The sequence below is a fragment of the Lysinibacillus sp. NPDC097279 genome (assembly GCF_044761745.1).
In the GTDB taxonomy this organism is placed as follows: domain Bacteria; phylum Bacillota; class Bacilli; order Bacillales_A; family Planococcaceae; genus Lysinibacillus.
Window position 1 is genome coordinate 228,268 of the sequence record NZ_JBIWDA010000001.1, and the last position, 16,643, is coordinate 244,910.

20 protein-coding genes, 1 tRNA gene and 1 pseudogene are annotated in these 16,643 nt (G+C 35.8%); 18 read left to right on the top strand and 4 right to left on the bottom strand.

Annotation, left to right across the window (positions count from 1 at the left end; genetic code table 11):
- The first annotated feature begins 3 nt into the window (after nt 1–3).
- From sdhB to racE, 5 genes are all read left to right on the top strand, one after another.
- A complete protein-coding gene (sdhB, locus tag ACIQ1H_RS01010) occupies nt 4–783 on the top strand; it encodes a succinate dehydrogenase iron-sulfur subunit (protein WP_402885810.1) in 780 nt (259 codons plus the stop codon).
- Nucleotides 784–1,014: 231 nt separating this feature from the next.
- Nucleotides 1,015–1,473, top strand: a complete 459-nt coding sequence (locus ACIQ1H_RS01015) for an acyl-CoA thioesterase (protein WP_172772343.1) — start codon at nt 1,015–1,017, stop codon at nt 1,471–1,473.
- A gap of 316 nt (nt 1,474–1,789) precedes the next feature.
- Nucleotides 1,790–2,011 carry a helix-turn-helix domain-containing protein gene (locus tag ACIQ1H_RS01020; RefSeq protein WP_172772342.1) on the top strand — a complete coding sequence of 74 codons (222 nt, stop codon included), beginning with the start codon at nt 1,790–1,792 and terminating at the stop codon, nt 2,009–2,011.
- A gap of 74 nt (nt 2,012–2,085) precedes the next feature.
- Nucleotides 2,086–2,538, top strand: a complete 453-nt coding sequence (locus ACIQ1H_RS01025; protein WP_172772341.1) for a MarR family winged helix-turn-helix transcriptional regulator — start codon at nt 2,086–2,088, stop codon at nt 2,536–2,538.
- Between the two features lie 10 nt (nt 2,539–2,548).
- On the top strand, nt 2,549–3,346 hold the full coding sequence (racE, locus tag ACIQ1H_RS01030) for a glutamate racemase (RefSeq protein WP_172772340.1): 798 nt from the start codon (nt 2,549–2,551) through the stop codon (nt 3,344–3,346).
- A 48-nt stretch (nt 3,347–3,394) separates the two neighbouring features.
- On the opposite strand, the gene trhA is transcribed toward racE, so the two are convergent.
- Nucleotides 3,395–4,036: a PAQR family membrane homeostasis protein TrhA gene (gene trhA / locus ACIQ1H_RS01035; RefSeq protein ID WP_172772339.1), complete on the bottom strand. Its 642-nt coding sequence runs from the start codon at nt 4,034–4,036 to the stop codon at nt 3,395–3,397.
- Between the two features lie 175 nt (nt 4,037–4,211).
- On the opposite strand from trhA, the gene rph reads away from it, so the two are divergent.
- From rph to ACIQ1H_RS01060, 5 genes are all read left to right on the top strand, one after another.
- Nucleotides 4,212–4,961, top strand: coding sequence for a ribonuclease PH (gene rph, locus ACIQ1H_RS01040; protein WP_402885816.1), 750 nt, complete (start codon nt 4,212–4,214; stop codon nt 4,959–4,961).
- A gap of 1 nt (nt 4,962) precedes the next feature.
- Nucleotides 4,963–5,556: an XTP/dITP diphosphatase gene (locus ACIQ1H_RS01045; protein WP_402885819.1), complete on the top strand. Its 594-nt coding sequence runs from the start codon at nt 4,963–4,965 to the stop codon at nt 5,554–5,556.
- Between the two features lie 11 nt (nt 5,557–5,567).
- The gene (locus ACIQ1H_RS01050) at nt 5,568–6,071 is read left to right on the top strand and encodes a metallophosphoesterase (protein ID WP_402885822.1); all 504 of its coding nucleotides are present in this window, start codon (nt 5,568–5,570) and stop codon (nt 6,069–6,071) included.
- Nucleotides 6,072–6,233: 162 nt separating this feature from the next.
- On the top strand, nt 6,234–7,697 hold the full coding sequence (locus tag ACIQ1H_RS01055; protein ID WP_402885825.1) for a protein adenylyltransferase SelO: 1,464 nt from the start codon (nt 6,234–6,236) through the stop codon (nt 7,695–7,697).
- A 122-nt stretch (nt 7,698–7,819) separates the two neighbouring features.
- Entirely contained in the window at nt 7,820–7,984 is a 165-nt protein-coding gene (locus ACIQ1H_RS01060; protein WP_172772334.1) for a DUF2639 domain-containing protein, read from the top strand.
- A 108-nt stretch (nt 7,985–8,092) separates the two neighbouring features.
- Here ACIQ1H_RS01060 and ACIQ1H_RS01065 read toward each other — a convergent pair whose 3' ends face one another.
- A complete protein-coding gene (locus ACIQ1H_RS01065) occupies nt 8,093–8,761 on the bottom strand; it encodes a hypothetical protein (protein WP_402885829.1) in 669 nt (222 codons plus the stop codon).
- Between the two features lie 83 nt (nt 8,762–8,844).
- On the bottom strand, nt 8,845–9,591 hold the full coding sequence (locus ACIQ1H_RS01070; RefSeq protein ID WP_402885832.1) for an SDR family NAD(P)-dependent oxidoreductase: 747 nt from the start codon (nt 9,589–9,591) through the stop codon (nt 8,845–8,847).
- A 227-nt stretch (nt 9,592–9,818) separates the two neighbouring features.
- On the opposite strand from ACIQ1H_RS01070, the gene ACIQ1H_RS01075 reads away from it, so the two are divergent.
- From ACIQ1H_RS01075 to ACIQ1H_RS01110, 8 genes and pseudogenes are all read left to right on the top strand, one after another.
- Nucleotides 9,819–9,892 (top strand) — tRNA-Arg (locus tag ACIQ1H_RS01075).
- Between the two features lie 166 nt (nt 9,893–10,058).
- Nucleotides 10,059–11,036: pseudogene (locus ACIQ1H_RS01080) on the top strand (tyrosine-type recombinase/integrase).
- A 532-nt stretch (nt 11,037–11,568) separates the two neighbouring features.
- Entirely contained in the window at nt 11,569–11,946 is a 378-nt protein-coding gene (locus tag ACIQ1H_RS01085; RefSeq protein WP_402885834.1) for a hypothetical protein, read from the top strand.
- Nucleotides 11,936–12,220, top strand: a complete 285-nt coding sequence (locus ACIQ1H_RS01090; protein WP_402885837.1) for a hypothetical protein — start codon at nt 11,936–11,938, stop codon at nt 12,218–12,220. Before ACIQ1H_RS01085 ends, ACIQ1H_RS01090 begins: the two co-directional genes overlap by 11 nt.
- A gap of 247 nt (nt 12,221–12,467) precedes the next feature.
- Nucleotides 12,468–12,785, top strand: coding sequence for a hypothetical protein (locus ACIQ1H_RS01095; protein WP_402885840.1), 318 nt, complete (start codon nt 12,468–12,470; stop codon nt 12,783–12,785).
- A 14-nt stretch (nt 12,786–12,799) separates the two neighbouring features.
- Nucleotides 12,800–13,276 (top strand): hypothetical protein, encoded by a 477-nt coding sequence (locus ACIQ1H_RS01100; protein ID WP_402885843.1) that lies wholly within the window; start codon nt 12,800–12,802, stop codon nt 13,274–13,276.
- Complete coding sequence (locus ACIQ1H_RS01105) at nt 13,251–13,625, top strand: hypothetical protein (protein ID WP_402885846.1); 375 nt, start codon at nt 13,251–13,253, stop codon at nt 13,623–13,625. The genes ACIQ1H_RS01100 and ACIQ1H_RS01105 overlap by 26 nt, the downstream gene beginning before the upstream one ends.
- 842 nt (nt 13,626–14,467) lie before the next feature.
- On the top strand, nt 14,468–14,782 hold the full coding sequence (locus ACIQ1H_RS01110) for a hypothetical protein (protein ID WP_402885849.1): 315 nt from the start codon (nt 14,468–14,470) through the stop codon (nt 14,780–14,782).
- Nucleotides 14,783–15,883: 1,101 nt separating this feature from the next.
- On the opposite strand, the gene ACIQ1H_RS01115 is transcribed toward ACIQ1H_RS01110, so the two are convergent.
- Nucleotides 15,884–16,513: a TetR/AcrR family transcriptional regulator gene (locus tag ACIQ1H_RS01115; RefSeq protein WP_402885851.1), complete on the bottom strand. Its 630-nt coding sequence runs from the start codon at nt 16,511–16,513 to the stop codon at nt 15,884–15,886.
- Nucleotides 16,514–16,643: the final 130 nt, after the last annotated feature.

Below are 16,643 nucleotides of genomic sequence, written 5' to 3' on the forward strand. Positions count from 1 at the left end.
ATTATGGAAATCGCAGCTAATACTGGAAGAATGGTAAAAGTTGAAATTTTACGTCAAGATACACAAGGTGGCCAAGGCTACTGGCAGAAATTCGAAGTTCCTTACCGTCATGGTATGAACGTTATTTCTGTGTTAATGGAGATTCAAAAAAATCCAGTAACAGCATCTGGAGAAAAAACAACACCAGTTTCATGGGACATGAACTGTCTTGAAGAAGTTTGTGGAGCATGTTCAATGGTAATCAATGGTCGTCCACGTCAATCATGTTCAACACTGATTGATCAGCTGACTGAACCAGTTCGCCTTGAGCCAATGAAAACTTTCCCGGTTGTACGTGACTTACAAGTAGACCGTGATCGTATGTTCAATGCACTGAAAAAAGTAAAAGCATGGGTACCAATCGATGGTACTTATGATTTAGGTGAAGGTCCTCGTATGCCAGAAGGTAAACGTCAATGGGCTTATGAATTATCTAAATGTATGACTTGTGGTGTATGTATGGAAGCGTGTCCAAACGTGTCTGAAAAAGCTTCATTCATTGGACCAGCACCACTATCACAAGTACGTCTATTTAACACTCACCCAACAGGTGCAATGATTAAAGACGAACGTTTAAATGCAATCATGGGTGACGGCGGTCTTGCTAACTGCGGTAACTCTCAAAACTGTGTAGCTGCTTGTCCTAAAGGTATTCCTTTAACAACATCTATCGCATCATTAAACCGTGCAACAACAGTGCAAATGTTCCGTAACTTCTTCGGATCTGACCATTACGTTGACTAATTGTACAATGCAAATCCCTTACACAATTGTGTAAGGGATTTTTTTATAGACTGTTAGATATAGTATAATAGTTGATTCGGCAATAAAACACTAAAATTTCTGATTTTTCTATGATAAAATAGCATTTTCCTTTATAATGAATTTGTATTCATTTTTTAACTATTAATACGGCTAGAATATCAACAGCTTCATAAAAACAGTAGCCGCATACAGACGAAGGGGATGGTTCACATGAAAGCAAGCTATATTGGGGATTTTGAGAAATGGGCAAAAGATTTTTCGTTTTATATAGAAGTACGTGTTCGTTTTTCAGAGACGGATATGTATGGCCATATGAATAACACTGTTAGCTTTACATATTTTGAACAGGCGAGAATCGATTATTTTAATCATCTTGGCATATTAATGCCCTCTGCAATAGATGACCATGTAAATGGTATTCCAATCGTAGCAGATTTACAATGTGATTACCGAAAGCAAGTTTTCTTTGACGATGTCATTCGCGTGTATACGAAAGTAGCTAAAGTAGGAAATTCTTCAATGGATATTCATTACTTGGCAAAAAATCAAAAAGATGAAGTATGCTTTACAGGACGTGGTACAGTTGTACAAATGGACCCACGAACAGGGAAAAGTGTGCCAATCACAGAAGAGGAAAAGGCACATTTAGCAGCATTAGCTATTATTTAACTGGCTTTTCGTAAAAATCACCACTTCTCTATGTGGGGGATGGATGCAACGATGTACTTAATTAGTGTGGATAATGTTGAATTATTATAAATGCCTAGAAGTCAAAAATGTATAGTAGAGTTTTTCGAGTAGGCTCAAAAAGCTGGACGTAAATTGCAGGGGCAATTCATTCATTTTTTATTTGCTTATTGCGCTTATATAGAAGAACTTCCGATTTTTTTGTGGAAACTACGTATATTAATGAAAATAGCCGTCACCGCTCATCACTCCTTAACATAAGTTACAATACGTGCGGGGGAGGAGGGTGTGACTGAAAATGAATGGCTCTCATCATCGTTCTCTTTTAACAAACCGAGAACGTGAAATATTTGCGCTTTTATTAGCTGAAAAAACAACGAGGGATATTGCAGGGCAACTTGGTATTAGTGAAAAAACAGTGCGAAACCACATTTCCAATACAATTCAAAAGCTGGGTGTAACAAATCGATCTCAAGCGTTAATTGAGCTGTTACGCTTAGAAGAATTTAAATTAGACTAATGGACACTTGCTATTTCGTGAAAAAAACGACAAAATAGAACTATTCAACGTATTTTTAGGAGTGGAATAGTTATATGTCGGATGAAGTAACAAAGCACTCACCTGAAACCGTTGCAACGGTTGAAAAGGAACTACGCTATATAGCGGCCATTGTGAAGCAAAAAGGAAGGGAAATTGTTTCACAATATGCGATTACGCCGCCACAATTTGTTGCATTACAGTGGTTAGAAGAGCTTGGTGATATTACAATTGGCGATTTATCAAACCGTTTATACTTAGCTTTTAGTACGACAACAGATTTAGTGGACCGAATGGAGAAAAATGAATTAGTCAAGCGAATGCGTGATGAAAATGATCGTCGTGTCGTTGTCGTTCATCTTCTCGAAAAAGGCGAACGTATAATTCAAGAGGTTATAGAAAAAAGACAGCAATATTTGCAGGAAATGCTTGTTGGTTTTAATGAACAAGAAGTCGCGCAATTATCAAGCTATTTACAAAAACTACATGTACACATGAAACAGGATTGAGGCGGAAAGTATGAATGCCCCGATAGGCGTTATTGATTCAGGAGTAGGCGGTTTAACCGTAGCAAAGGAAATAATAAAACGATTACCAAATGAAACGATATATTATATTGGTGATACAGCAAGATGTCCCTATGGTCCACGAACTCGACAAGAAGTACGAAATTTTACTTGGCAAATGGCAAAAGCGCTAGAGAAAATGAATATCAAGATGCTAGTCATTGCTTGTAATACAGCGACTGCAGTGGCACTCGAAAGTTTACAACGTAATATGCCTTTTCCGGTATTAGGCGTTATTAATGCTGGCGCACGTGCAGCTGTAAAGAAAACGAAGCGACATGAAGTCGTTGTGCTTGCAACAGAAGGAACAATTAAAAGTGGGGCCTATGAAGAAGCATTATTGTCTCTTAATACGTCTACCCACATTATTCCATTGGCTTGTCCAACGTTCGTACCACTAGTAGAAAGTGGCGAATATAAAGGTGAATTTGCAAATAATTTAATTGCTGATGGCTTAAAACCGTTAAAAAACGAACAATTTGATACGGTCATTTTAGGATGTACACATTATCCTATTTTGCAAAAACAAATTGAAGCTGTCGTCGGAGAAGATGTTTTCGTGCTATCTTCTGCGGAAGAAACAGCAAAGGATGTCGAGGAAATGCTTGCGTATAATGGCACTTTAGCAGAATCAAATGCTAAGCCCGCACATAAATTTTTTGCATCGGGTTCTGTACCCATTTTCCGCTCGATTGCAGAAAGTTGGCTGGAGCAAGGTACGCTTGACATAAACCGTATTACATTAAAATAAAAATCAGCTTAGCTTAAGAGCTAGGCTGATTTTTTTATTTTATGTGGTTTACATAAATAAATAGATCGTCACGAACATCCAAGCACTTCCAGCCATGACAAAGACATGCCAAATTGCATGGTTGTACTTAATCTTTTTATTTTTGTAAAAATAAGTACCAGCAGTATAAAATATACCGCCGATTAAAAGCGTCATAAAGCCTTTGAATGAGATGTAGGCAACTAATGGCTTATAGGCGAAGACAATGAGCCATCCCATGCCAATATAGACGATTAATGATATTTTTTTGAAGCGATATACGAAAAATTGTTTTAAAATAATGCCGATGAAGGCAAGCACCCATTCAATAATGAAAATGCTCCATCCAAGCTTTCCACCTACTGCAATTAAAGCAATCGGTGTATAAGTTCCAGCGATTAATAAGAAAATGGAGCTATGATCTAATTTTTTTAACAGTACCTTATTTGTCGGAAGTGAATGATACAAGGTGGATGCTATGTATAAACAAAACATCGATAAACCAAAAATAATGTAACTAATTAGCTCTGTGCTTGTACCAGTGGTTAACGCTTTATGCACTAATAGAAGGGTAGCAGGAACTGTCAAAAATGCACCTATTCCATGTGTTAGCGCATTCCAAAATTCTTCCTTTATGGTATAACTACTATGCTCAATTGTTGGTTGAGACATGACCATCACCTCTTTCTTTGTTATATTACTATAACATGTTAACGATTGTCATAGTAGATGAAAATGTAATGCATTTTATATGATAAATATCATATATTGCGCGTAGTAAATCGTCGCATCAATGTAAAATATGATAAAATAAGGGCGCGAAAGATTTGAGGAGGAACGAATAATTATGACAAGATTTGATGGTAGAGATGCAGATGCATTACGCCCTGTAAAGATGGATAGCGAGTATTTATTGCATCCAGAAGGCTCAGTATTGATCCAAGTTGGAAATACGAAAGTAATTTGTACAGCAACAGTTGAAGATAAAGTACCAGGTTTTTTACGTGGGCAAGGAAAAGGATGGATTACAGCTGAGTATTCTATGCTACCTCGTGCCACAGCACAACGTACACCACGTGAATCGTCACGCGGGAAAGTAAACGGACGTACAATGGAAATCCAACGTCTTATTGGTCGTGCATTGCGTGCTATCGTCGATTTAGAAGCTTTAGGTGAACGTACTGTATGGATTGACTGTGACGTCATTCAAGCAGATGGTGGAACACGTACTGCGTCCATTACTGGTGCATTTGTAGCGATGACACAGGCGATTGCTAAGCTTGCTGAAGAAAAACAACTAGAAAAATTCCCTATTACAGATTTCTTAGCTGCTACAAGTGTCGGCATTGTTGAAGAACAAGGTGCCGTTTTAGACTTAAACTATGTTGAAGACGTTGCTGCAGCAGTTGATATGAACATCGTTATGACTGGTGCTGGCCGTTTTGTTGAACTACAAGGTACAGGTGAAGAAGCAACATTTTCTCGCGAAGAATTAAATGAATTACTTGCATTAGGTGAAAAAGGAATCCAAGAATTAATTGAACTACAAAAACAAGCACTTGGAGAACTAGCTCATAAAGTAGGAGGAAACAACTAATATGAAACAAGTTGTAATAGCTACAAAAAACAAAGGCAAAGCCAAAGATTTTGAAGCGTTATTTGCACCCCTTGGCTTTGAAGTGGTGACGATGTTTGATGTCGCACCAAATATGGAAATAGAAGAAACAGGCACTACATTTGAAGAAAATGCGGTGTTAAAGGCGGAAGCATTGGCGAAAGAGCTAGATACAATAGTTATTGCAGATGATAGCGGCTTAGCTGTAGATGCGCTAAATGGTGAGCCAGGCGTTTATTCGGCACGGTATGCTGGAGATCATGATGATGAAGCAAATATGGTGATGCTACTGCAAAATTTACAAGACGTTGAAGAAAACAAGCGTACGGCTCGTTTTTGTTGCTGTATTGCCATTGCAGGTCCTGATTTTGAAACAACAACTGTTTTTGGCACTTGTGAAGGTGTAATTGCGCGTGAAAAACGAGGTACAAATGGCTTTGGTTATGATCCAGTCTTTTTCGTACCAAGCTTAAATCGAATGATGGCAGAGTTATCGCCAGAAGAAAAAGGGGCTATTTCTCACCGAGGAAATGCCATTCGTAAGCTAAAGGAACAATTGCCAAATCTTATTAAGTAAGAGGTGATTCTATGCAAATATTAGTCATGAGTGATACACATGGAGATAGTAGTGTCATTGATAAAGTACGTAGCTTTTATCCAACTGTCGAAACTTTGATTCATTGTGGCGATAGTGAGCTACCTTTCTCCCATGATGCACTCAATGATATGAAGAAAGTACGAGGAAATTGTGATAGCGATCAAGACTTTCCTGATGAAGTCATTATGGAAGTGGGCGACGTGACTCTTTTTGTGACACATGGTCATTTATTTAATGTGAAAACATCCATTTTGTCATTATCGTATCGTGCAAAGGAGGTCGATGCACAAATTGCCTGCTTCGGCCATTCTCATGTACTAGGTGCTGAAATGATTGATGATGTCCTTTTTATTAATCCAGGAAGCTTATTAAAGCCAAGAGGTCGCAACGAAAAAAGCTTTGCAATTATAGATATTCAAGATGATTATTTTCAGGTCAATTTCTTAACAGATGATAATGATTGTATTTCAACGCATAAGTTTATGCGGAAATAAGTCATAAGAAATGGCTAATATAAAAACGCTTAAGATTCTGCTAAAAGAGAGTTTAAGCGTTTTTATATTTATGTATAACTATATTGCTGGAAATCATGTCCACGAATTATTTGCATTAGAGTAGAAAAACTAAATGAAAAGAACAAGGGTGATTATATGACTATGGCAAACAACATAGGTTGGAATTTTGATAATAGCTACACTCGTCTACCGAGTTCACTTTATAGCCGCCTTCCATTGAATCGTGTACAAGCCCCAAAATTGGTGATTCTTAATGAGGCGGTGGCCGAGTCCCTCGGATTAGATACGAGTGCCCTTCAACGTCCAGAAAGTATCGAAATACTTGCTGGTAATGAGGTACCGAGTGGTGCAATACCGCTCGCACAAGCTTATGCAGGACATCAATTTGGGCATTTTAACATGTTAGGTGATGGCAGAGCGCTGCTTCTAGGTGAGCAAATAACACCTAGAGGGGAGCGTTATGATATCGGGCTTAAGGGATCAGGGCGAACACCTTATTCGCGAGGAGGAGACGGTCGTGCGGCACTCGGTCCGATGCTCCGTGAATATATCATTAGTGAAGCGATGTACGCATTGGGTATTCCGACATCCCGTAGTTTAGCGGTAGTAACTACAGGAGAAACGATAATACGTGAAACGGAACTGCCAGGTGCTATTTTGACGCGTGTTGCTAGCAGCCATTTACGTGTGGGAACATTTCAATATGTGGCGCAATGGGGGACAGATGAAGAGCTTCAAATTTTAGCTGATTATGCAATCGAACGTCATTTCCCAATGATAGATCAGACGCAACCTACTCGCTATTTAAGTCTGCTTCAGGAAGTTATGGAGAGACAGGCTAAGCTTATTGCCCAATGGCAGCTAGTTGGCTTTATTCATGGTGTGATGAATACGGATAATATGACCATTAGCGGTGAAACAATTGATTATGGTCCTTGTGCTTTCATGGATACGTATAATCCAGCAACAGTCTTTAGCTCAATCGATAGACAAGGTCGCTATGCATATGGAAACCAGCCACCTATTGGAGGGTGGAATATCAGCCGATTTGCTGAAACATTACTTCCGCTCATTCATAACAACGAAGAAGAAGCTGTGACTTTAGCACAAGAAGTAATACAACAATATCCTCAATTGTATTACACAAATTGGCTAGCAGGCATGCGAGCGAAACTAGGGATTTTTAATGAAGAAGAGCAAGATGCAAAGCTGGTAGAGGAACTGCTCACGTTAATGGAAAAGTACGAAGCCGATTATACGAATACATTCCGTGCTTTAACTTTTACTAAATGTGAAGGAACGGACCTATTTAATAGTGCAGAATTTACAAATTGGTATGAGCAGTGGCAAGCAAGACGTGAAAAACAAGAGGAAAGTGAAGCGGCATCACAACAATTAATGCGTGATAATAATCCAGCAATTATTCCACGAAATCACCGAGTAGAAGAAGCATTAGAGGCTGCCGTTACACACGGAGATTATCGTGTAATGGAAAAGTTACTACAGGCACTTTCACAGCCTTTTGCCCATACAAGGAACCAAGAAGAGTATGCAACGTTACCAGCACCATCAAGCTGTCCTTATCAAACGTTTTGTGGCACATAAATATAGAAAACGAAGGATTGCATATCCTTCGTTTTTTTTATTGAAGTGAAAGAAAAGCAGTAACAGCACAAAACCTTTGAGCATACGTTATGTATGAGTAACAGAAAAGGAGACTGTGCAACGTGCATCGATATTCTAAAGGTTGGTTTGTCAAAGAGTTACGTGCAAAGGGAATTTTAGTGCATCCTCAATTAAAGACACACCTTGGGCTTTTTAAGGAATCTGAACTACGGAATTTATATTACCGCTATGTTGACAAGCAACCCGTCAATCCAGAGCAAACATAGATTAAGTGGGATATACTAGCGCAAAGGAAAATACTTTATAATGGAATACGAAAAACCAGATTGATGGACAAAAGATATTGTCGATGAATCTGGTTTTTTATTTATTCGTTATGAATAAAAGCGGTAGCAAAATTGGATAACAATTGCCATTGCAATCATATCCGACATTTCGAGTACCTCTGCTTCAATCTCATCAAAAACTTGCACATCTGCTTGGTAGTCTTTTTGGATCATCGTAACAGCTTCTTTTTTCGTTAAAGCTAAATGGCTATAAAACATTTGCTGTACGGCATCCTTACTCAAATATGGATTAATCGTACTTAAAAATATTGCAATATCATCGGCATTACGATACCATTCTTTTTCCTTTGCTGCTGCGGTTGCCGCATCTCCTTTATTCGCTGCAGTCACGAGCTGCGCTGCAATAAGTAGATGCTCTTTAATCAGCTCGGCGTATCGATCAGCTAGTTGATCTCCGTAAAATGGACGGAGACAATTTCCTAAATCTGTCGCATTACGTAAAAGACGCGTTTGTACAAATGGTAAATCAGGCAAACCAAAGACAATACTAATAATGGTCATTCTCGTCCAATTGACATGCTCCAACCACAACAATCGATTCATCGCCATATAATCAGATTCTGCTTTACTGATACACAGTCGAGTATCTCGCTGGGGTTTTAAAAAGTGCCGAATAGGTGCCGTATATTGGGTATAAGGGGCAGTATAAATAGCGCTTAATGAATTGCCGTAATAGTCATTCATATACGGAAACAATGCACGTTCACTCCCTCAAAAAATTCATTCTATTGTAGAATACTCGACAATATCCTTGGATGTGCATAAATGAAGAGTGTTCATTAATCTTCATACATCATTTTCTTCGTCATTCCACCATCGACAGTAAGATTGATACCTGTGACAAATCGGTTCGCTGGATTTGTTAAATACAGACATGCTTGTGCAATATCCTCTGGCATGCCAACCCGCCCTGATAAATGTTGTGCATGATCGATTGAACGTAACTGACCATAATCCCCCGTCTCAATCCAACCAGGTGATATACAGTTGACCGTAATCTGATCTGGCCCTAAAGAGCGTGCTAGAGCGTGTGTTAAAGCGACAATACCACCCTTTGAAGCGGCATAAGCCTCAGTATTAGGTTCAGACATAAACGCTCGCGTAGAGGCTAAAGAAACGATCGAACCACCATGCTCATTCGTCCGCATTACTTTTGCCGCCTCTCTAGAACAAAATAAAACACTCGTTAAATTCGTCTGTAACATATCATGCCATTGTTCAAACGTAATGTCATAAGGTGAAAGATGTTGAAATTTACCCGCATTATTAATTAAAATGCTGATTGTCCCAAAATGCTTTACCGTTTGATGCATTAAAGAAACAATAGCTTGTTCCTGTGAAACATCTGTTTCTATAAACAATGCCGAATAACCTTGCTCATGCATTTCTTGCTCCAGCTGTTTACCGAGCGCTACATTGACATCGGCAATGACAACCTTTGCTCCACTTTTTGCATATGCTAGCACAATGCCTTTACCAATGCCATGTGCACCACCAGTCACTACAACAACAGCGTTCTTAAACATGCCTATTCCTCCTATCATTTTGTTTTCATTATTTTAGCAAAAATAGGGCACTATAACGTATTAGAATGACATAAAGAAACCTATAGATTCATACAATAAATAGGTATATAATATTTTTAAGGCAAACCTTGCCTTCATAGTAAAATTCATGTTGACATTATGTTATAAACGACATATAATAAATATTGTCTTTCCTAAGAGAAAAGTAAATTAGGAAAACACATCATGTCTCAGTAGCTCAGCAGGATAGAGCAACGGCCTTCTAAGCCGTCGGTCGGGGGTTCGAATCCCTCCTGGGACGTACAGTTAAACAGAGTTCAAGCCTTGTACTACAAGAGTTTGAAGTAAATTAGGGATGCTAACACAGATTAGAACACTGTGGAGGTATCCCTTTTTTATTCCCTCAAGAAGCCTCACACAAAATTACTCTAACTATGTTCTGTTAAACAATAACAGGAGGTTACAGTATGACAAAGAAAAACCGCATTTTTGAAATCAATGCAGATTTAAATTTATTCAAGCCTAAAGCAGTTGAACAGCCGCGCGGTGCTTTAACAAAGTGTAGATATTTAGATCAGGTCATGGAAGTAATAGCACAGCAAATGAACATTGGTGGTTATAGAGAAAGAACAATTAGTGACTACAAAATGTATATGTATCATTTTAGAGCAGCTACAGGCATTAGCTTTTTAGAAGAAATTAACCAAGATGCAATTTATTTGTGGCTCAATTCTATGGATGTATCCAATCAAACAAAGCTCACTAGGTTAAAATGCTTTAAAGCTATTTTAGGAAAGTGCTTCAATAATGGCTGGATTCAAGCTAAGTTTTGGCAACATATCAATGTGAAGGTTGATAAAAGAGTAAAACAAGGTGCTAAAAAAGATGAAGTGATGATTTTGCTATCATTGTTAGACTTGAATACTTTCATTGGTTTAAGAGATGCAGTTGCAGTATTAACAATGTATAAGACAGGTATAAGGATTAATACATTAGGACAATTAACCGAGCAGCATATTGATTTTGAAAATAAGTTGTTAGCAATGGATGGGGCAATATTATAGAATCATAAAGTATTGAAGTTGCCTATTGATGATGAATTAATTCATTTGTATAAAATCCTAATTATGCAAAATCATAAAGTGAGACAGCATTATGGAGAAAGTAATAATAATTTATTCATCAGTTATAAAGGGACTTCATTAAATACTAAATCAACTAATAATGCTATCTCAAAGCAGCTAAACAAATATGCCAAACAGTATGGATTGAAAAATATTAATCCCCATGCACTAAGGAGGGGCTTTGCAAAGAACCTATTAGAGAAGGGGGCAAACTTGGCACTCATTTCAAAAGCATTAGGTCATGCTAATTTAGAAGTAACTACACAGTACCTTGATTTAGATGTTGATGAAGTAGCAACTAATTTACGCGATTTTCTGTGAACAGGAGATTATCCAAGACCACAAAAATAAATAATGCCTTGTTTTGTATCATTATGAGGTACACCCATCCCCCTGGGGACACCCTAGAGCCTAGCTAATCAGTTAGGTTCTTTTTTATTTCTAAGTCATTTTTTATGTAGCTGTCACACTTTCAACTGGTTGTCTAATTATAGTGGGAAGACGGTTAAACAGGGGGGCAACAAAAGTTGACACTAAAGAGTATAAAGGGTTGAAAGATTAAAAAGAGTAAAAAGGATGTAAAGCTCAAGCATCAAAACAATACATCTAATCATTGTAAAAATCTATTACATTATACTTCATTGTCACACTTCTATAACTGTATCTAATTATAACCATAAAGGAGGGTAACAAAAGTTAACACAGGAGTAAAAGAAAACAAAGGTTATAAAGCACACACTTTCAAAATGATATAAATAACATTTTAAATACAAAGGAGAACAAACAAATGAACTTACAGTACGGATTATCTTTTTGGGAACAGGAACTGAAATTAGAGGAATACTAGAATGAATTGAAATTAAATAAATATTTAAATAGTAATGCAGTAAAAGTATTGAAGGTTGTTATTGATCAATGTTCAGATGATGGATTTGGATATTTAGATGTAAACTACATTTGCAGTAAATCAAATTTAACAAAAAGTCAGGTTATAAAAATTATCAATAAATATCTTTTGAATAAGTCAGTAGACGGGGTCATTTTATTAAGAGCTTATTCAAGAAATGATACATTTGGGGATATTACATTTATTTATTCAGAACTAGCAAGAAACCTTACACTTATTAACAATTTAGGGACATTGTTAGATTATAGTGAATTTTATTGGACAGAACAACTAATTCAGGGAAAAAAGCTTTCAAAATTAGGGGTGAAGTATTATGTCAAATAAAATCAAACCAGATTTAATTAATAAAGCTAAGCGGCATATTTCAGGTACATATACAGATGATGAAATTGAGCAACAACCATTCATTAAATTACATTGTATGCAAGAGAAGTATGATCTTGATAAATTTAAAGTTTACCTGTCATTAGACAAGGATTTCATAGCTAGTGGGGGGCTTAGAGAACTCTCTCCCACAGCTTTACAGATTTTATTAGTAATTGCTAGTTTTACCGATAATGATGGATACAACGATATTATGGATATTTTATCCATTTGAATACTTAATGGGATGAAAAATAAAGCATTACTGTATCAAGAGGTCCGGAATTAATTCCTATATATTATCCTTTAGATTATTGAGTTACCAAATAAATATGTTATGATGAATGAAATAAATATGTTAAATTTTAAATTTAAGTTTTTTTTTATAAAAAAACGGGAAAAATTATTGAAATATTATGGTTTCTTAAAGTGTAAATGAATATTATAATTAATAATACTACTTATTGACAAGGGTGATGAAAATGAATACAGTCCGATTTAAGTATAAATTTCCTGAAAATTATAATCCTATGTATGTCAATGGGGCGCATGGAGGTATTAATCCAACAGGTGAGCTTGTAATTAACTTTTATTTTGAAAGACATCCAATCCCTTATGAGGAAATACGACAAATTGGTATAGATGGAAAACTTGAGAGTGATGGAGAGTTTCAGCCGGAAGATATTCATAATACGTTTCTTAGGATTATAAATACAGGTGTAATAATGAATTTAGATTCAGCAGAAATAATCCACAAATGGCTTGGAGAAAATATTGAAATAATGAAAAATAAAAAGTAAGGGGGGATATTATTATGTTAGTGATGGATACACCCGTTAAAAGAAGTAAAATAAGCCCTCAGAGATCTACAAGTAGCAACAGATTTTATGATGAAAAATTAAAGTCTACATTAAATACCAAGAGTGAATATAAATTAGCAGATACTAAGATGTATGAAAATTTTAATACATTAAATAGTTTCTTGGATCTTCCAGAAAATTGGAATGATAATGATGCAGAATGTTTTGAAGAAGGTCTAGTTAAAAAAGCAATGAGGATAATTAGGAAATTGCCTATGCAACCAGATGTTTTTCCTACTGCTAGAAATAGTATCCAATTTGAATATGAAAAGGAAAATGGGGAGTATTTAGAATTTGAAATCTTTTCAAAAAGCATAGAGTGTTTTATGATAGATGCTGATGGCATGGAAAAAGAATTCAATGTATATGATGTTGTTGAAATGATACAAGAGGTTGTGGATTTTTATGAGAGAACAGATAAGCGAGAATGAGCATTTATATAGGAAAGTGAGTCATAAACCACTGTTTTGGAAGCCTGAAATAAATAGACCATCTTCCGCACTTTTTAAAGATTCGAATGGTGTGTCTGTAGATAGAAAAATGGATAGGGAAATACCGGAAATTATTAGCTTTATGGAAACCACATTTGGTAAAGATGATATTAAAGCTGTTGTACAACTTAGTGTGGAGGATTGCTCAGAAATTGGAGTGGTTGTTTATAAAGATCCAATTGAAAATAACCCGTATCATGCTGAAATACATCCTCCTGATTTAAAAAAACCATTAGCAAAAAAACTTGCAAAAGCTTGTGTAGTTGTTTACCAGAGTGACTGCCCCTAATAGCTTTTTGATGATTTTCTTACATAAGTAGAACAGATCCTTGTTAGAGGTATGTTCTAATCTCTAATGTATAGATGTTATAAGTGACAAACTATATTATCCCTTTGATGTGACAATGTCTGAACTGATTAGGGACAGCATCCATAATGTAAATGTTTTACTGTCAGGTCGGGGGTTCGAATCCCTCCTGGGACCTCTAAAGGTTCAGATAGAACAAATTTGAACCAACTGAAAAGCGCTTCAAATCCTTTATTGTCAAGGGTTTGTGGCGCTTTTCTTTTTTTGAGAATACGTTAGAAAAGGAAAGGATAGAAAATGAAAAGTTTCTACACCTTTTCAACACAAAAAAAGTATTACTAAAACGTTTGGTGACTGTTACAGAAATAAGCCGCAAAAAGGTTAATTGATACAAATTGCTGAGCAGACTTCAAGACAACCGGTATTCCATTATTTTTTATTAATCAATTAATTCTTTTTTAAGCATTTAAATAGTGCCCTTAGAAAGTAAATGTAAATGATTTATTCAACAAACGGGCCATATTGTAGAATACGGAGTCTAGTAAGATTTCTGCAGATTCACAACGATAAGCAAAGAAATGTATTGATGTTTTAGGAAAAGGGTTTTTTAGTTTAGTTGAAAGGTTTTAAATTTTCGCTTAATTCCGTATGATTAAAAGAGGGAATTATGGCACGAAGCAAATTAGCCAATATTTTATTAACTTTAGATCGGTAAGGTAAGCAGGACGGCCTGGTAAGAAAAGATATTTTCGCTAATGAATAGTTAGGCTGTTTCTATGTTTGCTTGATCACTTTTAATCAACATATTAAAGGGAGGTGGTAAAATGACTCAACTACAAGTATATAAAACAGCATTTATCACATTATTAGTTATATTTGTGCTCAGTTTTACTTACATGTTCAGCCAAGTGGACATTTTCACAACTCAAGAAATCACAGAAGAGCAAATAGTAGAAGAAGACGGACAACACTACATAGTCTTAGAATTTGAAAGCCGAAAATTAAAAATCAACGAAGAATTACTGCAAAGTTTAGAGTTAGATAAATATAAAGAATATAAAATCTCTTACTCGTACAACAAACTGTTTTCTAAAACAGGGAAAATCGACAGTGTAATTCCATATGGTAAAACGCCATAAAGTAGTATCCTCGTTCAAAACTCGGGCGCGATTCTGTAATAAGAATCAGCGTTCGTTTTTATTCAAGGTCCATATAATGGAACACCACTTTTATAAGATCTGGATATTTAAGTTAACATATAGGTCAGATTGTGAAGAATTACACTTTAACTAACGGTGCAGGTTAGTACAATAAGGAAAAAAATACTTTTATAAATCAAGGGATTCTATTGTTAAAATTTGAGAAGTCAAAAATTCGAAAGATGTGCTTCATTATAATTTTTCTTAACGGAGGATTGAAGTGTGAATAAGAATTTATGGTGAACTATTACATAATGGGAGTTTGGAGGTATTTTATAGAATCACTCATTTATGCTTTGTTTGGATTTGTATTGGTTCGATACTTAATATACTGCTTAAGACGATTCAAAAACGAGATTGTCTTATCACATTCTTTGTAAAGTAATGAACAAACGAAAACAATTTCAAATAGTAATATTTAAAAATTGATGAAGAAACATCCGAGTGAAACAGCAATGAAAATTATGGCAAATACTAAACTATTCCAAAGGCCTAGCATAATAAAAGGAGACGTACTTTTATCTCCGTCTTTCTTGAGACCCGTGAATGTTCGCCAGGTTATTATTATCTGCCAAATACCTATTAATAAAAAAATGAATCCAAATAAATATCCCACATAATTACCTCCTTTATCTAAAAATATCACTTTTGGAAATAATTATCAATAAAATATAAATATAATGAAAAAAACGCTTTATATTGTAAGTTGTGAATTAAGTTTAGATTTAGCAATAATAGTAGCACCACTATTAAATTTATCCACTGCAACTTTTTTTGATGAAGACTAACAGATGTTTATTAAGCTAACGGGTACTTATCTTCAATAAGGTATTGAACAATTGGGTGCAGTACCCAGTGTAATAAGGATTAGCGCTCGTTTTCATTAAAGGGCCATTTTGTGGAGTAACATTCTTGGAAAAGGTAATCAATTGACGCTACGTTAACTTAAAAGGAAAGGCACTAAATGAACCGATTTGTTTAGTGCCTTTCTTTGTTGTGAAAGCCAGTGCTACTTTTTTGCTTCTTCCTCTTTTTAATTGATTACTTTTCATCTAAAAATTTATCAATATCAATCACTTCTCCAGGTAGCCATCCAGCTACTCTTGCGGGTCCATTAATCAGAATGTTTAAGATACCTTTTGCTAATTGCTCAGGTGTGTAATCTTCTGTTTGATCTAACCATAATTGGGTAGCCCGAGTAATGACAGAAGCCAAAATGGGGATGAAAAAATGAGATGGTAAATACTTTACTTGTCCAATAATTTGAATAGAAGGAGACTGATGAAAGACGTTTTGAAGTACTTTCGTTAGTTCGGTTTGAAATGACATTGCGCCTTTCGTTTGTTGAATAATTTGAAATAAAATTTGTTCTTCTTTTAAGCATGTAAATAATTGAATAAATGTTGGATATCTGGACTTCAAAAGGTCATTCGGCGAATTCACATCTTTTAAATGCGTTTCGAAAATTAGTTTGATTTTATCCACTAATTGTTGTTCAAATTGGTCAAGCATATCGAACTTGTCTACATAATGTAAATAAAATGTGCCACGACTAATATCTGCTTTCTCGGATATGTCGGAAATAGTTAGCTCATCAAAGCTTTTTTGCTGTAATAACTTAAAACAGGCGTCTTGAATAGCCTGTAATGTTTTTCTTTTTCGGCGATCCACCAATAGCTCTCCTCTATTTCTGAACAATTTATTAGGATATGTTCAGTAATTTACAACATTGAAGTTATTGTACATGGTCAGTTTAGTACTTTCATGTTTATAATCAGTAAGTAAAATACTTGACAACGTG

Coding starts and splice junctions, on each gene's coding strand:
- sdhB (WP_402885810.1), top strand. CDS start 4: ATGGAAATCGCAGCTAATACTGGAAGAATGGTAAAAGTTGAAATTTTA.
- ACIQ1H_RS01015 (WP_172772343.1), top strand. CDS start 1,015: ATGAAAGCAAGCTATATTGGGGATTTTGAGAAATGGGCAAAAGATTTT.
- ACIQ1H_RS01020 (WP_172772342.1), top strand. CDS start 1,790: ATGAATGGCTCTCATCATCGTTCTCTTTTAACAAACCGAGAACGTGAA.
- ACIQ1H_RS01025 (WP_172772341.1), top strand. CDS start 2,086: ATGTCGGATGAAGTAACAAAGCACTCACCTGAAACCGTTGCAACGGTT.
- racE (WP_172772340.1), top strand. CDS start 2,549: ATGAATGCCCCGATAGGCGTTATTGATTCAGGAGTAGGCGGTTTAACC.
- trhA (WP_172772339.1), bottom strand. CDS start 4,036: ATGTCTCAACCAACAATTGAGCATAGTAGTTATACCATAAAGGAAGAA.
- rph (WP_402885816.1), top strand. CDS start 4,212: ATGACAAGATTTGATGGTAGAGATGCAGATGCATTACGCCCTGTAAAG.
- ACIQ1H_RS01045 (WP_402885819.1), top strand. CDS start 4,963: ATGAAACAAGTTGTAATAGCTACAAAAAACAAAGGCAAAGCCAAAGAT.
- ACIQ1H_RS01050 (WP_402885822.1), top strand. CDS start 5,568: ATGCAAATATTAGTCATGAGTGATACACATGGAGATAGTAGTGTCATT.
- ACIQ1H_RS01055 (WP_402885825.1), top strand. CDS start 6,234: ATGGCAAACAACATAGGTTGGAATTTTGATAATAGCTACACTCGTCTA.
- ACIQ1H_RS01070 (WP_402885832.1), bottom strand. CDS start 9,591: ATGTTTAAGAACGCTGTTGTTGTAGTGACTGGTGGTGCACATGGCATT.
- ACIQ1H_RS01090 (WP_402885837.1), top strand. CDS start 11,936: ATGTCAAATAAAATCAAACCAGATTTAATTAATAAAGCTAAGCGGCAT.
- ACIQ1H_RS01095 (WP_402885840.1), top strand. CDS start 12,468: ATGAATACAGTCCGATTTAAGTATAAATTTCCTGAAAATTATAATCCT.
- ACIQ1H_RS01100 (WP_402885843.1), top strand. CDS start 12,800: ATGTTAGTGATGGATACACCCGTTAAAAGAAGTAAAATAAGCCCTCAG.
- ACIQ1H_RS01105 (WP_402885846.1), top strand. CDS start 13,251: ATGAGAGAACAGATAAGCGAGAATGAGCATTTATATAGGAAAGTGAGT.
- ACIQ1H_RS01110 (WP_402885849.1), top strand. CDS start 14,468: ATGACTCAACTACAAGTATATAAAACAGCATTTATCACATTATTAGTT.